Origin of the sequence: Sinorhizobium sp. B11 (assembly GCA_039725955.1) — a bacterium.
GTDB lineage: Bacteria > Pseudomonadota > Alphaproteobacteria > Rhizobiales > Rhizobiaceae > Rhizobium.
In genome coordinates this window covers 3,671,310-3,687,198 of sequence record CP091034.1, presented here as the reverse complement: position 1 = coordinate 3,687,198, position 15,889 = coordinate 3,671,310, and the positions used below count along the sequence as shown (strand labels likewise).

14 protein-coding genes are annotated in these 15,889 nt (G+C 60.2%); 1 reads left to right on the top strand and 13 read right to left on the bottom strand.

Annotated features, from left to right (window positions below):
- Window positions 1-34 precede the first annotated feature (34 nt).
- The 12 genes from LVY75_28335 to LVY75_28280 form a co-directional block, all read right to left on the bottom strand.
- Window positions 35-1,051, bottom strand: coding sequence for a haloacid dehalogenase-like hydrolase (locus tag LVY75_28335; protein XAZ22687.1), 1,017 nt, complete (start codon window positions 1,049-1,051; stop codon window positions 35-37).
- A complete protein-coding gene (locus LVY75_28330) occupies window positions 1,026-2,030 on the bottom strand; it encodes a formylglycine-generating enzyme family protein (protein ID XAZ22686.1) in 1,005 nt (334 codons plus the stop codon). Before LVY75_28330 ends, LVY75_28335 begins: the two co-directional genes overlap by 26 nt.
- A gap of 172 nt (window positions 2,031-2,202) precedes the next feature.
- Window positions 2,203-3,504 (bottom strand): BatD family protein, encoded by a 1,302-nt coding sequence (locus LVY75_28325; GenBank protein XAZ22685.1) that lies wholly within the window; start codon window positions 3,502-3,504, stop codon window positions 2,203-2,205.
- Window positions 3,501-5,060 carry a VWA domain-containing protein gene (locus LVY75_28320; GenBank protein XAZ22684.1) on the bottom strand — a complete coding sequence of 520 codons (1,560 nt, stop codon included), beginning with the start codon at window positions 5,058-5,060 and terminating at the stop codon, window positions 3,501-3,503. The genes LVY75_28325 and LVY75_28320 overlap by 4 nt, the downstream gene beginning before the upstream one ends.
- Entirely contained in the window at window positions 5,057-6,046 is a 990-nt protein-coding gene (locus LVY75_28315) for a VWA domain-containing protein (protein XAZ22683.1), read from the bottom strand. Before LVY75_28315 ends, LVY75_28320 begins: the two co-directional genes overlap by 4 nt.
- Entirely contained in the window at window positions 6,033-6,545 is a 513-nt protein-coding gene (locus LVY75_28310) for a DUF4381 domain-containing protein (GenBank protein ID XAZ22682.1), read from the bottom strand. The genes LVY75_28315 and LVY75_28310 overlap by 14 nt, the downstream gene beginning before the upstream one ends.
- The gene (locus tag LVY75_28305; GenBank protein XAZ22681.1) at window positions 6,545-7,498 is read right to left on the bottom strand and encodes a DUF58 domain-containing protein; all 954 of its coding nucleotides are present in this window, start codon (window positions 7,496-7,498) and stop codon (window positions 6,545-6,547) included. The genes LVY75_28310 and LVY75_28305 overlap by 1 nt, the downstream gene beginning before the upstream one ends.
- Window positions 7,495-8,472, bottom strand: coding sequence for a MoxR family ATPase (locus LVY75_28300; GenBank protein XAZ22680.1), 978 nt, complete (start codon window positions 8,470-8,472; stop codon window positions 7,495-7,497). Before LVY75_28300 ends, LVY75_28305 begins: the two co-directional genes overlap by 4 nt.
- A 66-nt stretch (window positions 8,473-8,538) precedes the next feature.
- Window positions 8,539-10,164, bottom strand: coding sequence for an arylsulfatase (locus LVY75_28295; GenBank protein ID XAZ22679.1), 1,626 nt, complete (start codon window positions 10,162-10,164; stop codon window positions 8,539-8,541).
- Window positions 10,165-10,350: 186 nt separating this feature from the next.
- Window positions 10,351-11,565, bottom strand: a complete 1,215-nt coding sequence (locus tag LVY75_28290) for an alpha/beta hydrolase (GenBank protein ID XAZ22678.1) — start codon at window positions 11,563-11,565, stop codon at window positions 10,351-10,353.
- Between the two features lie 134 nt (window positions 11,566-11,699).
- Window positions 11,700-12,803: a glycosyltransferase family 2 protein gene (locus LVY75_28285; protein ID XAZ22677.1), complete on the bottom strand. Its 1,104-nt coding sequence runs from the start codon at window positions 12,801-12,803 to the stop codon at window positions 11,700-11,702.
- 69 nt (window positions 12,804-12,872) lie between these two features.
- A complete protein-coding gene (locus LVY75_28280) occupies window positions 12,873-13,784 on the bottom strand; it encodes a glycosyl transferase (protein ID XAZ22676.1) in 912 nt (303 codons plus the stop codon).
- Window positions 13,785-14,067: 283 nt separating this feature from the next.
- Between LVY75_28280 and LVY75_28275 the strand changes: the two genes are divergently transcribed.
- Window positions 14,068-14,361 carry a hypothetical protein gene (locus LVY75_28275; protein ID XAZ22675.1) on the top strand — a complete coding sequence of 98 codons (294 nt, stop codon included), beginning with the start codon at window positions 14,068-14,070 and terminating at the stop codon, window positions 14,359-14,361.
- 29 nt (window positions 14,362-14,390) lie between these two features.
- Here LVY75_28275 and LVY75_28270 read toward each other — a convergent pair whose 3' ends face one another.
- Window positions 14,391-15,842 (bottom strand): hypothetical protein, encoded by a 1,452-nt coding sequence (locus LVY75_28270; protein ID XAZ22674.1) that lies wholly within the window; start codon window positions 15,840-15,842, stop codon window positions 14,391-14,393.
- Window positions 15,843-15,889: the final 47 nt, after the last annotated feature.

The following is a 15,889-nucleotide window of genomic DNA, read 5'->3' as shown; positions in this document are numbered from 1 at the left end:
ATTGCGCTCGCGGTCATTTCGCGAGCGCTTTTTCTCACTGCTGGAAAGCGAAGATCTTTTTCCAATCGTTCTTCATGTCGACCACGAGCCAGTTGCGGCGCTCCGCCTCGTCGAGCGCCTTGTCCAGTTTTCCGAAGGCTGATTCACGATCGTAGGCATATTCGCGGTCAGCATCGGTGTGGTGGACCAGCAGGGCAAAGCTCGGGCCATGACCTGACGTCGTCCAGCGTAGCATTTCGTAGTCCCCATCCGAGTTGCCGGCGGCGAAGATCGGCTTGAGGCCGATGAATTTGTTGATGCCCACGGGCTTGCCGGGGCCGTCGTCGACGAAGTCGATCTTCGGCAGGCGTTTGAGAACCGGTACATCGCCGACGAGATCATATTCGGTAGCGATCGTGCTTCCGACCACCTGTTCGGGTGGGATGCCGTAGAGCTGTTGCGTGATGGGGCGCATGAATTCGACGCCGCCGCCCGATACGATGTAGGTGCGAAAGCCGTTGGCGCGCAGGTAGTCCAAGAGTTCGCGCATCGGCAGGTAAGTCATCTCGGTATAAGGCTTGCCGGTCTTTGGGTGCTTTGACGTTGCGAACCAGTCTTCCGCAATCTTGGCAAATTCGTCGGTCGTCATGCCGGCATGTGTTGCCATCATCAGATCGACCATGCCTTTCTCACCGCCCTTTGCTATGCCCTTCAGGTCGCCGTCGAGGACGCTTTTGAAAGGTTCTCGAGTCTTCCATTCAGGATGCTGAGGCGCCAGCGCCTTGACGCGGTCGAGTACAAAACCAAGCTGGATATAGTAGGGCTGTTCGGACCAGAGCGTGCCGTCATTGTCGAAGACGGCGATGCGGTCGGCGGGCGCGACGTAACCTTCTCCGCCTTCGGTGATGGTTGCCTTAACGAAGTCCATGATGCGGGTCTTGGCGGATGTGCCGTTCCAGGAGGGCAATGCGTCCTGCGCAAGAACCGGGCTGCATGCGGCCGTGATCAGAAGAATGATCGCGACTGCAAGGGAAGCGAGGCAGGCATCAATGGCTTGAGCGGACCGTCCCATGGACATCCTCCTGTGATGCTGAAATTCGCTTGATGCAGCGGAAGCCGAGATGGCTCGTCGAGGTATCCTCCGGCTCGGCATGGCGCGCGGCCGGGCGATAGCGACGGCAATAATTCGGTGCGCAAAGATGCGAGCCGCCCTTCAGCACGCGGCGCGGAATGCGAACGCTCGGCTGGCGCGGATCATAGCTCGCCTCCACGCCGCCGCCACGCGGATTGGTCGGAATGCAGCAGGCTTTCGCGGCGGGTTCGGCGTGGCGCTCGGACCAATAGTCCGTGGTCCATTCCCACACATTGCCGATCATGTCGTAAAGCCCGTAGCCGTTCGGCGGGAAGCTGCGCACGGGGGAGGTCCGTTCATGGCCCTTCGGTTTCGTCGACAGCACGGGGAAGGTTCCTTGCCAGGTGTTGGCCATGGCGGTGTCGCCGGGCGTCAATTCGTCGCCCCAGGCAAACTCCACATCATCGAGGCCACCGCGGGCAGCAAGCTCCCATTCCGCTTCTGTCGGCAGGTCGAGGCCGGCCCAATCGGCATAGGCTTTGGCATCGCACCAGGCGACATGGACGACGGGGTGGTCGAGTTTGCCGCGCAAGTCGCTCAGGCCAGCGAGCGGCCGGCGCCAGTTCGCCCCGAACTTGAAGCTCCACCATTGGGTGATATCGGGTCCGCTGACGGTCTTCGGCTGGAAGAAGACCAGCGATCCGGCGCGCAGCATCTCCGGCTTGGCGCCGGGATAGTCTTTTGCCTCGGGCGCCTTTTCGGCAAAGGTGATATAGCCGGTCGCCTTGACGAATTCCATGAACCTGCGGTTCGTGACCGGGATCTCGTCGATCCAGAAGCCATCGACCTTGACAGGATGAGCGGGAGCCTCCTCGGGATAGTGGTCATTGGAGCCCATCATGAATGTCCGGCCCGGAATCCAGACCATGCCGTCGGGCGCCGTACCGGGCCTCTGCTGATCGTCGAATGCCAATGCCATCGCCGCCTCCGGAATATGCGTCGGAAGCTTCGCGCGTATGTAGAAGGGAAGGAAGTACGTTACGGTAAACACGCCCGTGGATGGTGTAACGGCAGGCGTAAATTTACGGCACCAGACTGCTCCGGGCGGATACGTCGTTTCCTGCTTCCTTGAGCAGGGACCGCGCGGCGTATTATCTGGCCAGGTTTCTTTCATTGGCGGCGATCGGATTGAGCGGCGGCAGCGCTGACGGCTTTTTATCTCTGATGGTGGCGTCTCTCCGTGCGACGGTTCTCACGATTGCCGCCCTGTCGATATCAGGTCCGACCTGGGCTCCAAAAAGCTTGCGTTCCAAAAGCTCAATCTGCTGCTTGAGGACGGGGGAACCCTCCTTTGCCAGCCAGTCGGCGATGGTCCGGTATCCGCATTGCAAGGCCCAGGCCCGCAGGGCCGCATAGACCGCGGTTTCGTTGCCGGTCCTGATGGTCTGCATCATCCGGTGAAGGCGGAATGAACGGGAATTTTGCCTGAGATCCCGGTGTTTTGTGCGCCATGCTGCGAAGCGGGGAATGAGCTGCCGGAGAAGGAAGGCAACAGCTGCCAGGACAACGGCGACCGCAGCAATGAGCCAGATGCTGATCTGCTGCGATCGACGGTCTTCTTGCTGTTCAAGCTGCGGTGCGATCGCCTCTTTGGCCGCTGCCGCGCCGACCGTGACCTTGATGTCTGGAAGTGTCGCGGTTTTTTCGGCTTTGCTGTCCACATCGAACCAGGGGTAGGAAACCGCCGGTATGTCGAATGTGCCGGCGGCGGGGGCTGTGTAGACGATCGTTTCGGTGTGCCGGCTGGCTGTTTCCCGGTTCATTTCTATGCCGTCTTCGATCTTCGGCGGCTTCACATATTGCTGCAGGCCGGCTGCGCTGCCGAGTTCCACCGGCGGCATCATCATCGCCTGCGTGTCCAGGGCCGTGATGGTGATGGTGCGTGAAAACGCATCGCCGGCCTTCAACTTGGATGGATCGCGATCGAAAGATTGCTCGATCGTCAGGCCGTGTGCGACAAAACCCGGCTGGCTTGACAGGGCGTTGCCGCCAACGGTGAAGGAAATACCGGGCATGGTCACCGTCGCCTTCGTCGGCTTTCCATCCACGCCATATCCGAGCTCAATCGGAATATCCGGCAGGCTGTAGGCGCCGGATGCTTCTGGTACGATCGCATAGCTGCGGCGGATGCCGGAATATTGCACGCCGTCGATGGTCTGCGTCAGGTTCACGCTGCGCTCCTCCGGCAGGGTGACCATGGCATTGGGAACGTCGAACAGAGGAAACTGCGGCGGTGAAGTGAAGAAATTGGGCACGAAGACATCCACCGTCAGGCGTACCTGCTGTCCCGGCACGATCTCGCCGCTCCCTTCGATCGCGGCACGGGCAAACGGTTCGGCGGCGAGCGCGTTTCCCGACAGGAACAACCAGAGTGACAGGGTAAAGCGCATCATGGCTTTTGTCCCTGCGCTTCAAGGGCGAACTTGCGCGCCATGAGGTCGGCCGGGCTTGCCTGGATGTTCTTCATCCACATTTCCGACGTCTGCTCGGCGATGCTCACCTGGCCTTCCTTGCCCTGCTTTCCCTTGTCGTCGAACTGGACGCTGTCAGGTTTCAGATTGGGGTCTTGCTGCTGTTGTTCCTGCTCCTTGTCCTGCTGCTCTTTCAGCAATCGCTCGGCGATAATGAGATCGGCTTGAGCCTCCGCCCAGTCCTTCCGTTTTTCGATCGCCTTCTGATAGGCCGTGACGGCCTCCTCGAATTTGCTGAGATGCAGAAGCGTGTTTGCCTGATTGTACCAGCTCTCGGCCGTATCGACGGCGGCGAATGCATCGAGTGCATCCTGAAAGCGGCCGGCCCTGTAAAGTGCTGCACCCTTCCACATCGGATTTCGAAAATGGTCGGCTGCCTCCTCAAAATCACCCTGTTCAAAAGCCAGTCGGCCCTGTTGGTCCGGCGTCAGCCATAGATCCACGAAACCAGCTGCTTCCGCCGGAGATGGCATCAGCAGCCGGAAAGCGAGAAGCACGGCGCCGACCCTGACCACCCAGCCACGCCGGAAGGAAAAAGCAAGCAGCAAGGCAATCGGGGCGACCAGCCACCAGCCGGCATCGCGCCAGCGATTGCCCTCGGACGCCTGCGCATCGGAAAAGTTCTTGCTGACGCGCTGGATGATCCAGCGCACATCGGTATCGTCGTCACTGATGGTGGCGACGTCAGCCCCCGTTGCCGATTGCAGCTGTTTCAGGGCCCCCATATCGAGCTTGGGTAGCAGGCGTCCGCCACCGGCGTTGGTCAGGAAGTTTCCGTCGGCCGTCCTGACCGGTCCGCCCTCGGCGGTGCCGATACCTAGAATGATGATGCCGTTGGCATTTGCCGCCTTGAGCGCATCGACCCCGGCCGGTTCGATGCCGTCGGTCAGGAAGACGATCGTGCCAGTCGTATTCTCCGACTTGAACAGGCTGTTCGATAGCGAAAGTGCGTCGGGCGTGCTCTTGCCGGGCTTCGGCATGATGCGTGTCGCCAGCGCATCCGAATAGCTCTCGATCAGGGCGGCATCCTCCGTCAGCGGAACGACGAGATGGGCGGTGCCGGCATAAGCGACGATCGCGGTCTTTGCTCCTGGCCGCGCAGCGAGAATATCGTGGATCTTCAGCTTGGCGCGTTCGATGCGGCTGGGGCTGATGTCGATCGCATCCATGGTCGAGGAAAGATCAACAGCAATGACGAGGGGCGCGGTATCCTCGACAAAGGGCGGGGCTTCGCGCCGCCATGTCGGACCTGCCGCGGCGATCGTGCCCAAAGCCATCAAGCCGGCCAGAAGCCATGAGGGATTGATGCGGCCATGGCGGTTTGCCTCGACAATCAGCTTGTCGAGCAGGTGCGGCGCGATCATGCCCTTCCAGCGGTCGCGAATATCGTCCGATCGGGCTGCAAGCCAGAGGATGAGGGGCGGAACGAGCAAGACGAGCAGCCACCACGGGCGCAGAAAATGAAGATCGGTGATCACGCCGCTGCCCTCCGGCGGATCAGGCCCAGAGAGGCTGCGAAGAGATGATAGAGAGCGAGAATGGCGATCGCAGCGCCCAACGGCCAATGGAAAAGTTCGATACGCGGCCGCCAGGACACCACCTTCTGTTCGTCAGGGGTAATCTGATCCAGAACGTCGTATATTGCCGCGAGCTGGTTCTGGTCGCCGCCGAAGAAATAGCGTCCGCCGGTATCGGTGGCGATCTTCTGCAATGTGGCCGTATCCAGCTTGTCCTCGCCTGTCGCGGCGGGATCACCGATGCCGATTGCATGAATGGTAATGTCATTTCTTCCGGCGATCTCTGCCGCCTTCAGCGGCGGCATCTTGCTTGCCGTATCATTGCCATCGGTCAGCAGGATCAGGACTTTTTCGCGTGCCGTGGTCTTTTCGAACATTCTGAGCGCAAGGCCGATCGAATCCCCGAGCGATGTGCGTGGGCCGGCGATCCCGGGCAGCAATCCGTTGATCATCAGCCGGACGAGTTCATGATCCATGGTGAAAGGCGCGAGCGGGTAGGGCGCATCGCCGAAGGCGATCAGGCCCAGGCGGTCGTGAGGCCGTTTCGTGACGAAATCGGAGACCACGGACCGCACCGCATCGACGCGTGCTCCAAGGCTGCCATCAGGCACCGGAAAATCACGCGTCTCCATCGATTGCGAGAGATCGAGCGCGAGCAGGATATCGCGCTGCGGCTCCGTCTTTTCCAGGGGTGGTTCGACGAATTGCGGTCGGGAAAGCGCCAGCACAACAAGACACCAGGCAAGCCCCTCGGCGATCGTCTGCAGCCAGGTCCGCTTCGGCACGACCGAACCTTCGGTCGGCTGAACCCCGGCGGCACGCGTCACCTGATCGAAGAATGGCAGGCGGATCGATGCCGATGTTTCCCGATGCGGCGGCAGCAGCCACCAGACCAGCAAGGGGAGCGGAAGCAGCAGAAGCAGCCACGGATACTCAAGCTGATACATGGTGCCCCCTGATCCATCGCCTTGACTTGAGGACGAGTTCATCGGCGTTATCAGGAGGAAGAGCGGCAATGGCCGCGCTGTCGTGATATTCGAGATCATCAAGCAGGCGCGCCAGGGCGCCGGCCCCTCCGCTCTGGTTCAGACGCTCAATCCATGCCCGACCGGTCAGCGATGCAACATCGCTCCTCGGCCATGCTGCGAGCGCCGTCCGCTTGAGCAGTTCCGTGAGTTCGTGGATGCCCTTGTCGCGGCGTGCCGGATTGCGGATGTCTGTTTCGATAGCGGCAAGCATCCGAAGCGCCTCCCGCCGGTAGGCATTGCGGCGATATCGCCTGAGCCGGACAAGGATGGCTGATAGCAGCGTGATGACGAGCAGTGCACCCAATGCCGCCCAACCCCAGGTTTGGGGCAGCCAAGAGACCGGCGGCGGAACTGCGATGTCATGCAAAGAGCGGAGCGCCGTCTGGGTCATCGGATCGAGTTGGACTGTCTGCTCCATCAGCGCCTCCGCTGCCGCCAGGCGGATTGTTCGAGCAGGCGGCGCAGCTGCGGGGCAGTCTCCTCCGCCGTCGAGACAGGCAGCATGGGGAGGCCGAGTTCACGCTGCCAGGCCATCAGTTCGCGACCGCGATTGCGAGCGAAAGTGTCGATGGATTTCCGCACGCCGGCCTGGCTCAATGACAGTTCTGCCTGCAATCCGCCGCCGCTGATGACGATATCGGCGGATTTGGGAAGCTCCAGAAGGAATGGGTCGTAGATCAAAAGACAGATCACGTCGTTGCGGGCGGTGAGCGCCAGAAGCAGGTCGCGGGTCGCTTCGCCGTGTCCGCTGAAATCGCTGATGATGACGACGAGATGATCGTGATGGGCGATGCCTGTGACGCGCCGGAGCACGTCATCGAGCGAATCCGGCGAGGGCGTACCGGCAAAGGCGGCTTTCAGTGCGGCATTCCTGGTGGCGATCTTGTCGGCAAGAGCGATGACGGCATTGCGGCTGCGATGCGGTCTTACTTCCTCGATGTCACCATCCCCAAAGATAAAACCGCCCACCCGATCGCCTGATCCCAGGATGCGCCAGGCACAGAGCATGGCTGCTTCGGCGGCAGTGACGGATTTCATGGCGCGGCGGCTGCCGAAAAACATATTGATCCGCTGGTCGACGACGAGGATTGCCGGCCGCTCCTTCTCCTCGCCGTAGATGCGGACGACCGGCGTGCCGGTGCGCGCCGTCACGCGCCAGTCGATGGAGCGGATATCGTCGCCCGGCAGATAATTCCGCAATTCCTCGAAGATCAGGCCGCGGCCGCGCAGGGCTGACTGCATCCGGCCGGCGAGCTGCTGATGGCTTTTTGCTTTCTGGACGAAAGTGAGATTGCGGGCACGACCCTCGAGAGCGACGAGCTGTTCCGTCGTGACATAGACGCCGTCGCTGCTGAGGGCGCCCGTGCTCATGAGACCGCAACCAGTTCGGTGATGCGATCGATGACCTGATCGGCGCTCGTATTGGCGGCATGGGCCTCGTAAGACAGGATGAGGCGATGGCGAAAGACATCGTTGACGATCGCCTTCACATCGTCGGGGGTTACATAGTCGCGACCCTTCAGCCAGGCATGTGCGCGGGAGACCTTGTCGAGACTGATGGCGCCACGCGGGCTGACGCCAACCTGCAGGAGGCTCGCCAGATCCTTGTCGTAGCGATCCGGGTAACGCGTGGCGAAGACGAGAGCGACGATATATTTCTCGACCGGTTCGGAGACCGTCACCGCACCGATTTCCTTGCGGGCATCGAAGACCGCCTGTGGGTTCAGTCGCTCGGTGGCCGGAGCGGCGCCTTTGCTGTGGGCACTGTTCTCCTCGTCCCGGTTGAGACGCATGATTGCGGCTTCCGATTGCTCATCGGGATAGGTGACCTCGACATGCATGAGGAAGCGGTCGAGTTGCGCCTCGGGCAGGGGATAGGTGCCCTCCTGCTCGATCGGGTTTTGCGTCGCCATGACCATGAAGAGATCAGGCAGCGGATAACTCTTGCCGCCGACGGTGACCTGCCGTTCCTCCATCGCCTCCAGAAGGGCGGACTGCACCTTGGCGGGCGCACGGTTGATCTCGTCGGCAAGAATGAGATTGGCGAAGATCGGTCCCTGCTGAAACTTGAATTCGCCCTTGCCGCCTTCCGAGAAATAGATCTCCGATCCGGTAATATCGGCAGGCAGCAGGTCCGGCGTGAATTGGACGCGCGAAAGCTCTGAATCGAGGTTTTTTGCGAGGCTCTTGATCGCCCTCGTCTTGGCCAATCCAGGCAGACCTTCGACGAGCAGGTGGCCATTGGCGAGCAGCCCGAGCAGCAGGCGCTCGACCATCGCCTCCTGGCCGATGATCGACTGGCCGATGCGCTTGCCGAGATCGAGGATGTCGTCGCGTGCCGTCATGGGAGCCTCGCCAATTGCGTTGGGGCGCGGCGAAATCGCCGCGCCGGTCTTGGTCGGGAGAAAGAGCTACCGGCTTCCTCCCGGATTCTGATCGAGCGAACTCATCAGGGCCGCGATCATCTGGTCGACGCTGAAGCTTGCGGGCCGTTGGCTCGGTGGGTATTCGCGGAAGGTCTGGAGGAAGGGTGCGACCTTGTAGACGCCATATTGGACGATATAGGCATTCTTCATCACCCAGTCATAATATTGATCCGACACGACATCCGCGCGCTCGTACGGATCCATCCGCAGGTTGAACACTTTCGGCACCCGCAGGCAGGTGAAGGGGTTCGCCCATACCACGAAGCCTCCCGGTTGGCGCTGTTCGCAGAAGACGATCTTCCAGTTGCCGTAGCGATAGGCGACGAGTTCACCGTCGTCGTTGAAGTAGAAGAACTCGTCACGCGCCGACTTCGGCTGTTGTCCCGTCAGGTAGGGGAGCTGGTTGTAGCCGTCGAGGTGAACCTTGAACTGATTGCCGCTGATCGAGGTGCCTTTCGCAAGCCTGTCCTTGATATCGCCGTCGCCGGCGGCGGCGAGCAGGGTCGGGAACCAGTCGAGCCCGGACATCATATCGTTCGAGACTTCGCCGGCCTTGATCTTGCCGGGCCAGCGGATGATCGCGGGAACACGGAACGCGCCTTCCCAGTTCGTATCCTTCTCACTGCGGAATGCGGTCGTTGCCGCGTCGGGCCACGAGAACTGGTTGGGGCCATTATCGGTTGTGTAGACGACGATCGTGTTGTCCGCGACATTCAGGTCGTCGAGCGCTTTCAACAGCTTGCCGACATCGCCGTCATGCTCGACCATGCCGTCGGCATAGTCGTTGCCCGGCATGCCGCTTTGCCCCTTCATCGATTCCCGCACGTGGGTGAAGACATGCATGCGGGTCGTGTTCATCCAGGTGAAGAAGGGCTTGCCGGCCTTCACCTGTCTGTCCATGAAGTCGATCGCGGCTGCGGTCGTCTCGTCGTCGATCGTTTCCATGCGCTTTGTGTTGAGCGCGCCGGTATCCTCGATCTTGCCGTCGGCAGACGCCTTCAGGACGCCGCGTGGCGAATTGGTGCGCACGAATTCCGCGTCGTCCTTCGGATAATAGGGACGTTCGGGCTCTTCCTCGGCGTTGAGGTGGTAGAGATTGCCGTAGAATTCATCGAAGCCGTGATTGGTCGGGAGGAATTCGTCGCGGTCGCCGAGATGGTTCTTGCCGAACTGGCCCGTTGCATAACCGAGCGGCTTCAGGGCCTGGGCGATGGTGATGTCCCGCGGCTGCAGGCCGACGGTGGCGCCGGGAATGCCGACCTTGCAGAGCCCGGTGCGCAGGCAGACCTGACCGGTGATGAAGGTGGAACGGCCAGCCGTGCAGCTGTTCTCGGCATAATAATCCGTGAACATCAGGCCTTCCTTGGCGATGCGATCTATGTTGGGCGTGCGGTAGCCCATGACGCCGAACGAATAGGCGCTGATATTAGTCTGACCGATGTCGTCACCGAAGATGACGAGGATATTCGGCTTGTCAGGCGTCGCTGGCGCTGCCGTTGCAGCAGGAGCCGCCTCCTGAGCATAGGCTATCGAGATGAAGGGCGCAGCGGCAAGGCTCATTGCCACTGCTGCCGTCGCCGAAAGAAGTCTGCCGGAGAGTGTCGTGGCCATCACGTTCTCCCCGCCGCAAGGTCGTTCAACATTACGCTCTCCCTGGTGTCGGGCAGGCCGGAGGCCGCCGGAACTGGATCGTCGCCATTCGACCGGGAGAGACTTCTACTTTGAGGCCATCTGCGGAAGTACGTTACCGTAAATGCCGATGTTGCTGGACGTAACCGCCCACGTAAATCGCGTTCGTTACTGCGTCAGCGGCTGCGATTGCGGATCGGCGCGAAGAGTATCTTCGACTTCTACTGGTTTTGCGGCGGTTGGCAGAGGCTGTCCGACGATCGTCAGCGGCGCGGCTACCGCCGTGCCGGCGACCTTGCCCACAGTCTGCACCGTACCGCCTACGACGGCGGCAACGCCTTCGCCGAGCGTGATGTTGGAATCCGTCAGGGTCTGGCCCGTCATCAACCGCTGGCCGATGAGCTGCACGATTTCGGGGCTTTCGGCAAACTTGCCGTGATTGAGCTTGTCGCCGGTGTCGACCTTGGTCAGATCGATCGCGGTAATGCCGGCTTCTTCCAGCCGGCTGCGATAGGGCTCCTTGGACGGGTCGATGGCACCGAGCCGGGAGACTTTTCCGGTGATGAAGCTCGAGACTGCCAGGGCCCGATCATCCTGCGAAACGAAGATCGTGAATTTCGGACGGGGCGTGCCCATTTCAACGAACTGCTTAGCAAAGACCTGTATGTCGATATCGGGGGAGGCAAGAATGACATCGCGGATCTTGGTGTTCACATGCCCGTCACGGATGCCCATCTGGCGCAGGGATTCCATGGCAAGCCAGGTTCCCATCGAATGGGCAAGAATGGTGATATCCTTGACGCTTGGATCCTGGGCGAGGATTCGCAGCGCCTGTTCGAGTGCCGTGCGCGAATAGTTCGTGCTTTCCTTGTCGTATTCATAGGCCGTCAGCTTCGCACGTGAAGGCCAGGTGAAAAGGACCGGCGTTGCCTTCATGCCGCTGTCGTGAACGATCTGGGCGAGACGGAAGACGGAATCCTCATAGGTATTGTTGAAGCCGTGTATGAAAACGAGTGCGTGGCCGTCGACCAGATGCTGTTGGAACCAGGCACGCCCTTCCGCCCGCGTCTCGAGCTGCTCGACCCGCGTGACCGCGAAATCTGTCGCCGGGTTCGGCGGCAGCTTTTCGGGCCACTGTACGGTGCCAGCCGCACGCTTCGGCGGAATGGAAATTGCAATATCCGTCAGGTAGGGTTTCGGACTGCGCTCCCCATTGAAAAGCGTCGCAGGATTTGCGGAAGGCTGACGGGTGGTCGCCACCAGCATTTCGACCTGTGAGGTTTTCGGAGTATTGGCCGTGAGGACGACAGGGGTCATCACCCCGGTCGGATGGCCGCAGCCTGCCAGCACGGAAAGTGCGGCGAGGAGAATGCGTCGCAGCATGATCACTTCCTGGTTCAACAGTCCGGCAGTCTAGGCCGCGGCAAATCGCGGATGGAAGTAAGTTACCGTAAATGCGGGTGTTAATACGAGTCTTTATAGCAGCCCCGACAGCGACGAGGTGAAGGGGCGCGAATTCAACGGGAGGCCTGCGCTTCACCCACAATGACTGCGCCTCCCTGCGCCGGGGTGGCTGCTTTTTCCTGTGAGAGCAAGGTTTGCTGCTGCACCTCGCTATCGGAAGCGCTGCGCCAGAATTGCCAGCCTTCGCCCTGTATAAGACCGCTGTCCGTGAGATCCTTCCAGTGGCTGAAGGTGCCAGTACCCGTATAGACGAAATTGCGTGCGTCTTCGGGCGAGGAATACATCGTGTATTCGGCAGTATGCTCCGAGCGGTTGGCGGGATCGGCGACCTTGTTGAGGAAGCTCGACAGAAACTTGAAATGCAGGAGGGCGCTGGTGATACCAACGGTGCCGCGCATTTCACCAAGGTTCAGGGCGAGCGGCCAGACCTGGTGCGAGGATTTGAGATAGAGGCGCTCGCCGGATACGTAGATCAGCGGGATCTTGTTGAGCGCAGGGCCATCCCAGATGCGGCCGCGAAAATAGACGCGACCTCGTACCCCACCCTTGATCCAGATGGTGCGACTGTTCCTGTCGAAATGCGATTCATAGCCTGAGCGGTCGAAGAGGCTGCAGACTTCGAGCGGATTGCGGCCGGGCTCGCAGACGTTTTCGCTGACGGGATTGCGGCTGTACATGTCAATCATGACCGAGCGCAGCGAGCGGGCGCCAACGGATTCCATGTAGGCGGTCAACTGGCTGATCGAACGCGTATCGCAATGCGGATAGACCAGAAACTCGTCGGCATCGACATAGAGAACCCATTTCTCCTGGCAGTGACGGTTCATGACGGCGTTGATCCAGTCATTGCCAAAGCGCGCAGCCTTGTAGGAACCGGTGGCTGACAGCAGCGAAACATCCTCCATGCCGGAGAGCAGCTCGACCGTGCCGTCGCTTGAGCCGTTGTCGATACAGATGAAATGCTCGACACCGAGATCTCGATAATATTGCAGGAAGAACTCCATCCGGTGTCCTTCGTCGCGGATCACGCAGATCAGCACGTGGCGTGCCTGCTTCAGGCTGTCGCGAAGGCCGGCATAGCCGATCTGGCCGGCCTTCAGCGAACGGCGCAAACGGGCCTTGGCGTAGTGTGAGATGCTGGTCGTCAAAGCACTCATTTCTGCTCCTGAACACTCGCGCCGGCTCTGATCACCAGCTCTGCCTGCAGGGATCGGGCCAATTTTTCGTCAGACGACATAGTCGCCGGCGAGCAGCGTCTGCACGCGTGGATTGGGCATCTCATTCTGCAGGGCATGTCTCACGCGCTCGCGCATCGAACGATATTTGTAGACCATCTTGCGATCGAAGCTGATGCCCCGGTAGAGCGCGTTGTAGGCCGGGTGCGTTTTGCGCAGGTCGATGTAGACCTGGCTTTCGGTGTCGCTCCACGGGAAGAAGGTGCCGTGCCAGGGTTTCGGATGCGCCATGTAGTGGACGATGGCAAGCGAGGACATGTCCACCAGATGCAGGAATTGCTTGGGGAAGTTCCAGCGGTTCGACACCAGGATGAGCGAGGAGCCGCAGACATAGTTCAGCGCGCCCTGATCATGCTTGCCATCGCAAGCCTCCGGGTTCGTGGCAAAGAGCTGCAGTGCTTCCGGTCCGATCCAGCCGTCGCGGTGGAATTTCAAAACGCCGGCATTGAAATAATTGCTGTCCTTGCCGTTTTGCAGCAGGCCATGAATCGACGTGTAATCGCGGGCTGCGAAGAATTTTCCGGGAGGAGCGAACGCATTTTCGAGATCGGCAAGGCTGCTGACGATCTGCGTGTCGCCGTCCAGATAGATGATCTGAGTATAGTTGTCAGGCAGGATCTGTGCGAGCACGAGCTTGGCCATGGTGCTGACGCTGATACGGCCCATGAAATGCGAACCGTCGAGCTTGCCGAGAGATTCGTGCAGCGCTTCCGTCGCGTCCATCAACGTGACGCCGCTGAGCGCCAGCAGGCTTTTCAGCTCTTCGAAATTGTCGAGGTGTTCCGACATGAGAACACAGACATCCGTCTCGGGATTTGCAAACTTCCGCGCCTGCAGTGCCGAAAGAATAGTGGGGAAAGAATATTCGACATCCGTAACGTAGGCCACGCACTGATTACTCATTGTACAATCCTTCTCGCAGTTCTTCGTCTCGAAGTGCCTTTATTCAAATCCGTCAAAAATTTACCGTTGTTGAGGTGCTGTCTCCCACTTGTCGCAAGCGGGAAATTTTTCATCCGATCGCGGGCCAATCGTGCCTCTTCGGCGGTTTGATCACGATGGATTGTGGGAAAATTAACCATTGCTATCGCTCCACTACCAAAAGCTGGGTGTTGTGGATCTGGTCCTGTAATGTGAAACCCGGCGCAGGGCTCGGTGGGACGATAGAAAGGAATAAGGCATCGCAATGCTGAACGGCACAATCATTGTGATACTGATTTCGCTCGCAGCCGGAGCAGCCATTCGCGCCTGGGCCTTCGCGATTTTCGCGATTATTGTAGCTCTTGGTTTCGGCATCGTAGCCCATCAAAACACGTCGCTGTTTGAAGCCGCGCTTTATGGTCTCGGTATCCTCCTGCTCATGCAGGTCTGCTATGTGACGGGGGTCTTTGCGACCGGCTTCTGGCGCCGCAGCCGCAAGTCGTCCAAGGAAAGCGCGATTACCGATCAGGCGCCTGTGCCGAGCGAGCGGCAAGGCTGACGTAACCGACATTTTTTCCGCCCCGCGCATCATCGCGACGAAAATACCGGCGTACTCATCAGAGATGCCGGTGTCCTCTGCAGGCGGGCCATACGGTTTGTCAGCGGGTAGGGTGCGGTCAGGCAGCCGCTTGCAAGTCCAGCCGTGATGCTGAAAAGCAGGCCGAGATCGGTGCTGCTTCCGGAAATCGTCGCCGAGGCGATCTGTGCGACGGAGGCGAAAACCGCCGCCATACCGATAGCCCGGTTTTCACGGTTCACCAGCTTGCTGCGACCCGCAGCCTTCAGCAGGCTATAGAGGAAGAGCAGGAAGAGAGCAGTGCCGGTAAGGCCGACATTCGACAGAAGGGCTGCGGCGAAGCTCGACGCCCGCACCGTACCAAGCCCGGCTCCGAAGGTCGCCGTTTCGATGAAGGAGATCAGCGCGAGCGTGTTCCAGGCGGTTCGTTCTTCGCCGGATTGGGATTCGAGCTTATTGGCAACTGTTGCATTCGCCAGGTCGCCAATGGCGTTCCAGGCACTCGGGATCAGCGCCACGGCCATGATCAAACAGGGCACCATAAGCAGCATGATCAAAAGGAAGGTTGCATAGGGACGAGTCGCCTGGCCGCTCAGAAGGCGCCTCAGGCTGAACAATACTGCAACGACGATCATGAAGAGACCGGCGGCATAGGCGGTCGTCGAGGTGCAGAGGATCACGGTGAGGCCGACCGATATCGTCGCAAAGCCGGTGAAACGGCTCGGAAAGCGCTCAAGCCACAGGATGAGCGTGAAAGAGAAGAAGACCAAGGCGGCTGCACCGTAGGCGCTAGCCTCCGGAAAGGAGCCGACGATGCGCTTGAAGCCGCCGATCACCTCGGCCGTATGCATCGTGTAGTTGGCGTTTCGAATGAAATCGAGCAGGTCGGGCTGGCCGATCGTGAAGGTCGCAATATCGACGAGGGCGAAACCCAGGCAGATGAGCGCCGTAACGATGAGCTGGCGGGCAATGAAGCGTCCGTGTCCAAGCCGGGCAAAACCACAGACAATGGCGAAGCATATGAGATCGCCGAGCAGGTAGACGGACTGCGTGAGATTGGAGGAACCCGGCGCCAGCGGCGATGCCATGATCGACATCAAGCCGGAACTGCTGCGTGCGGATGAATACACCAATGTCGCGCCGGCGAAAATACGCGGCAGGAAGAAGGCCGATACCGCAGAAAACAGGACATAGGCAGCAAACCAGAAGCCGGGGCCGGGATAGGCGAGACTTGTCAGCGCCGCCTGTTTCTGGCGCGGACGCAGCAGCACACCGATCGTCACGAACAGCAGCAGGAGATGGCTCGGCTGAATGCTGCTGCCGCCGAGTGCGGGAAGCTGGAAGGCTGCGGCCGCGCCGAGCAGCGTGAAGATGCAGAGCGCCGTGATCGCAAAGCGGAATCCATAATAGACGAGCGCCAGGCCAAGCAGGAAGACGAGGAAGCCGATCGGTTCAATTGTCATGCAGAAACCTCCGAGCCGGATCGAAGACTTTCCATAGATGCGGACAT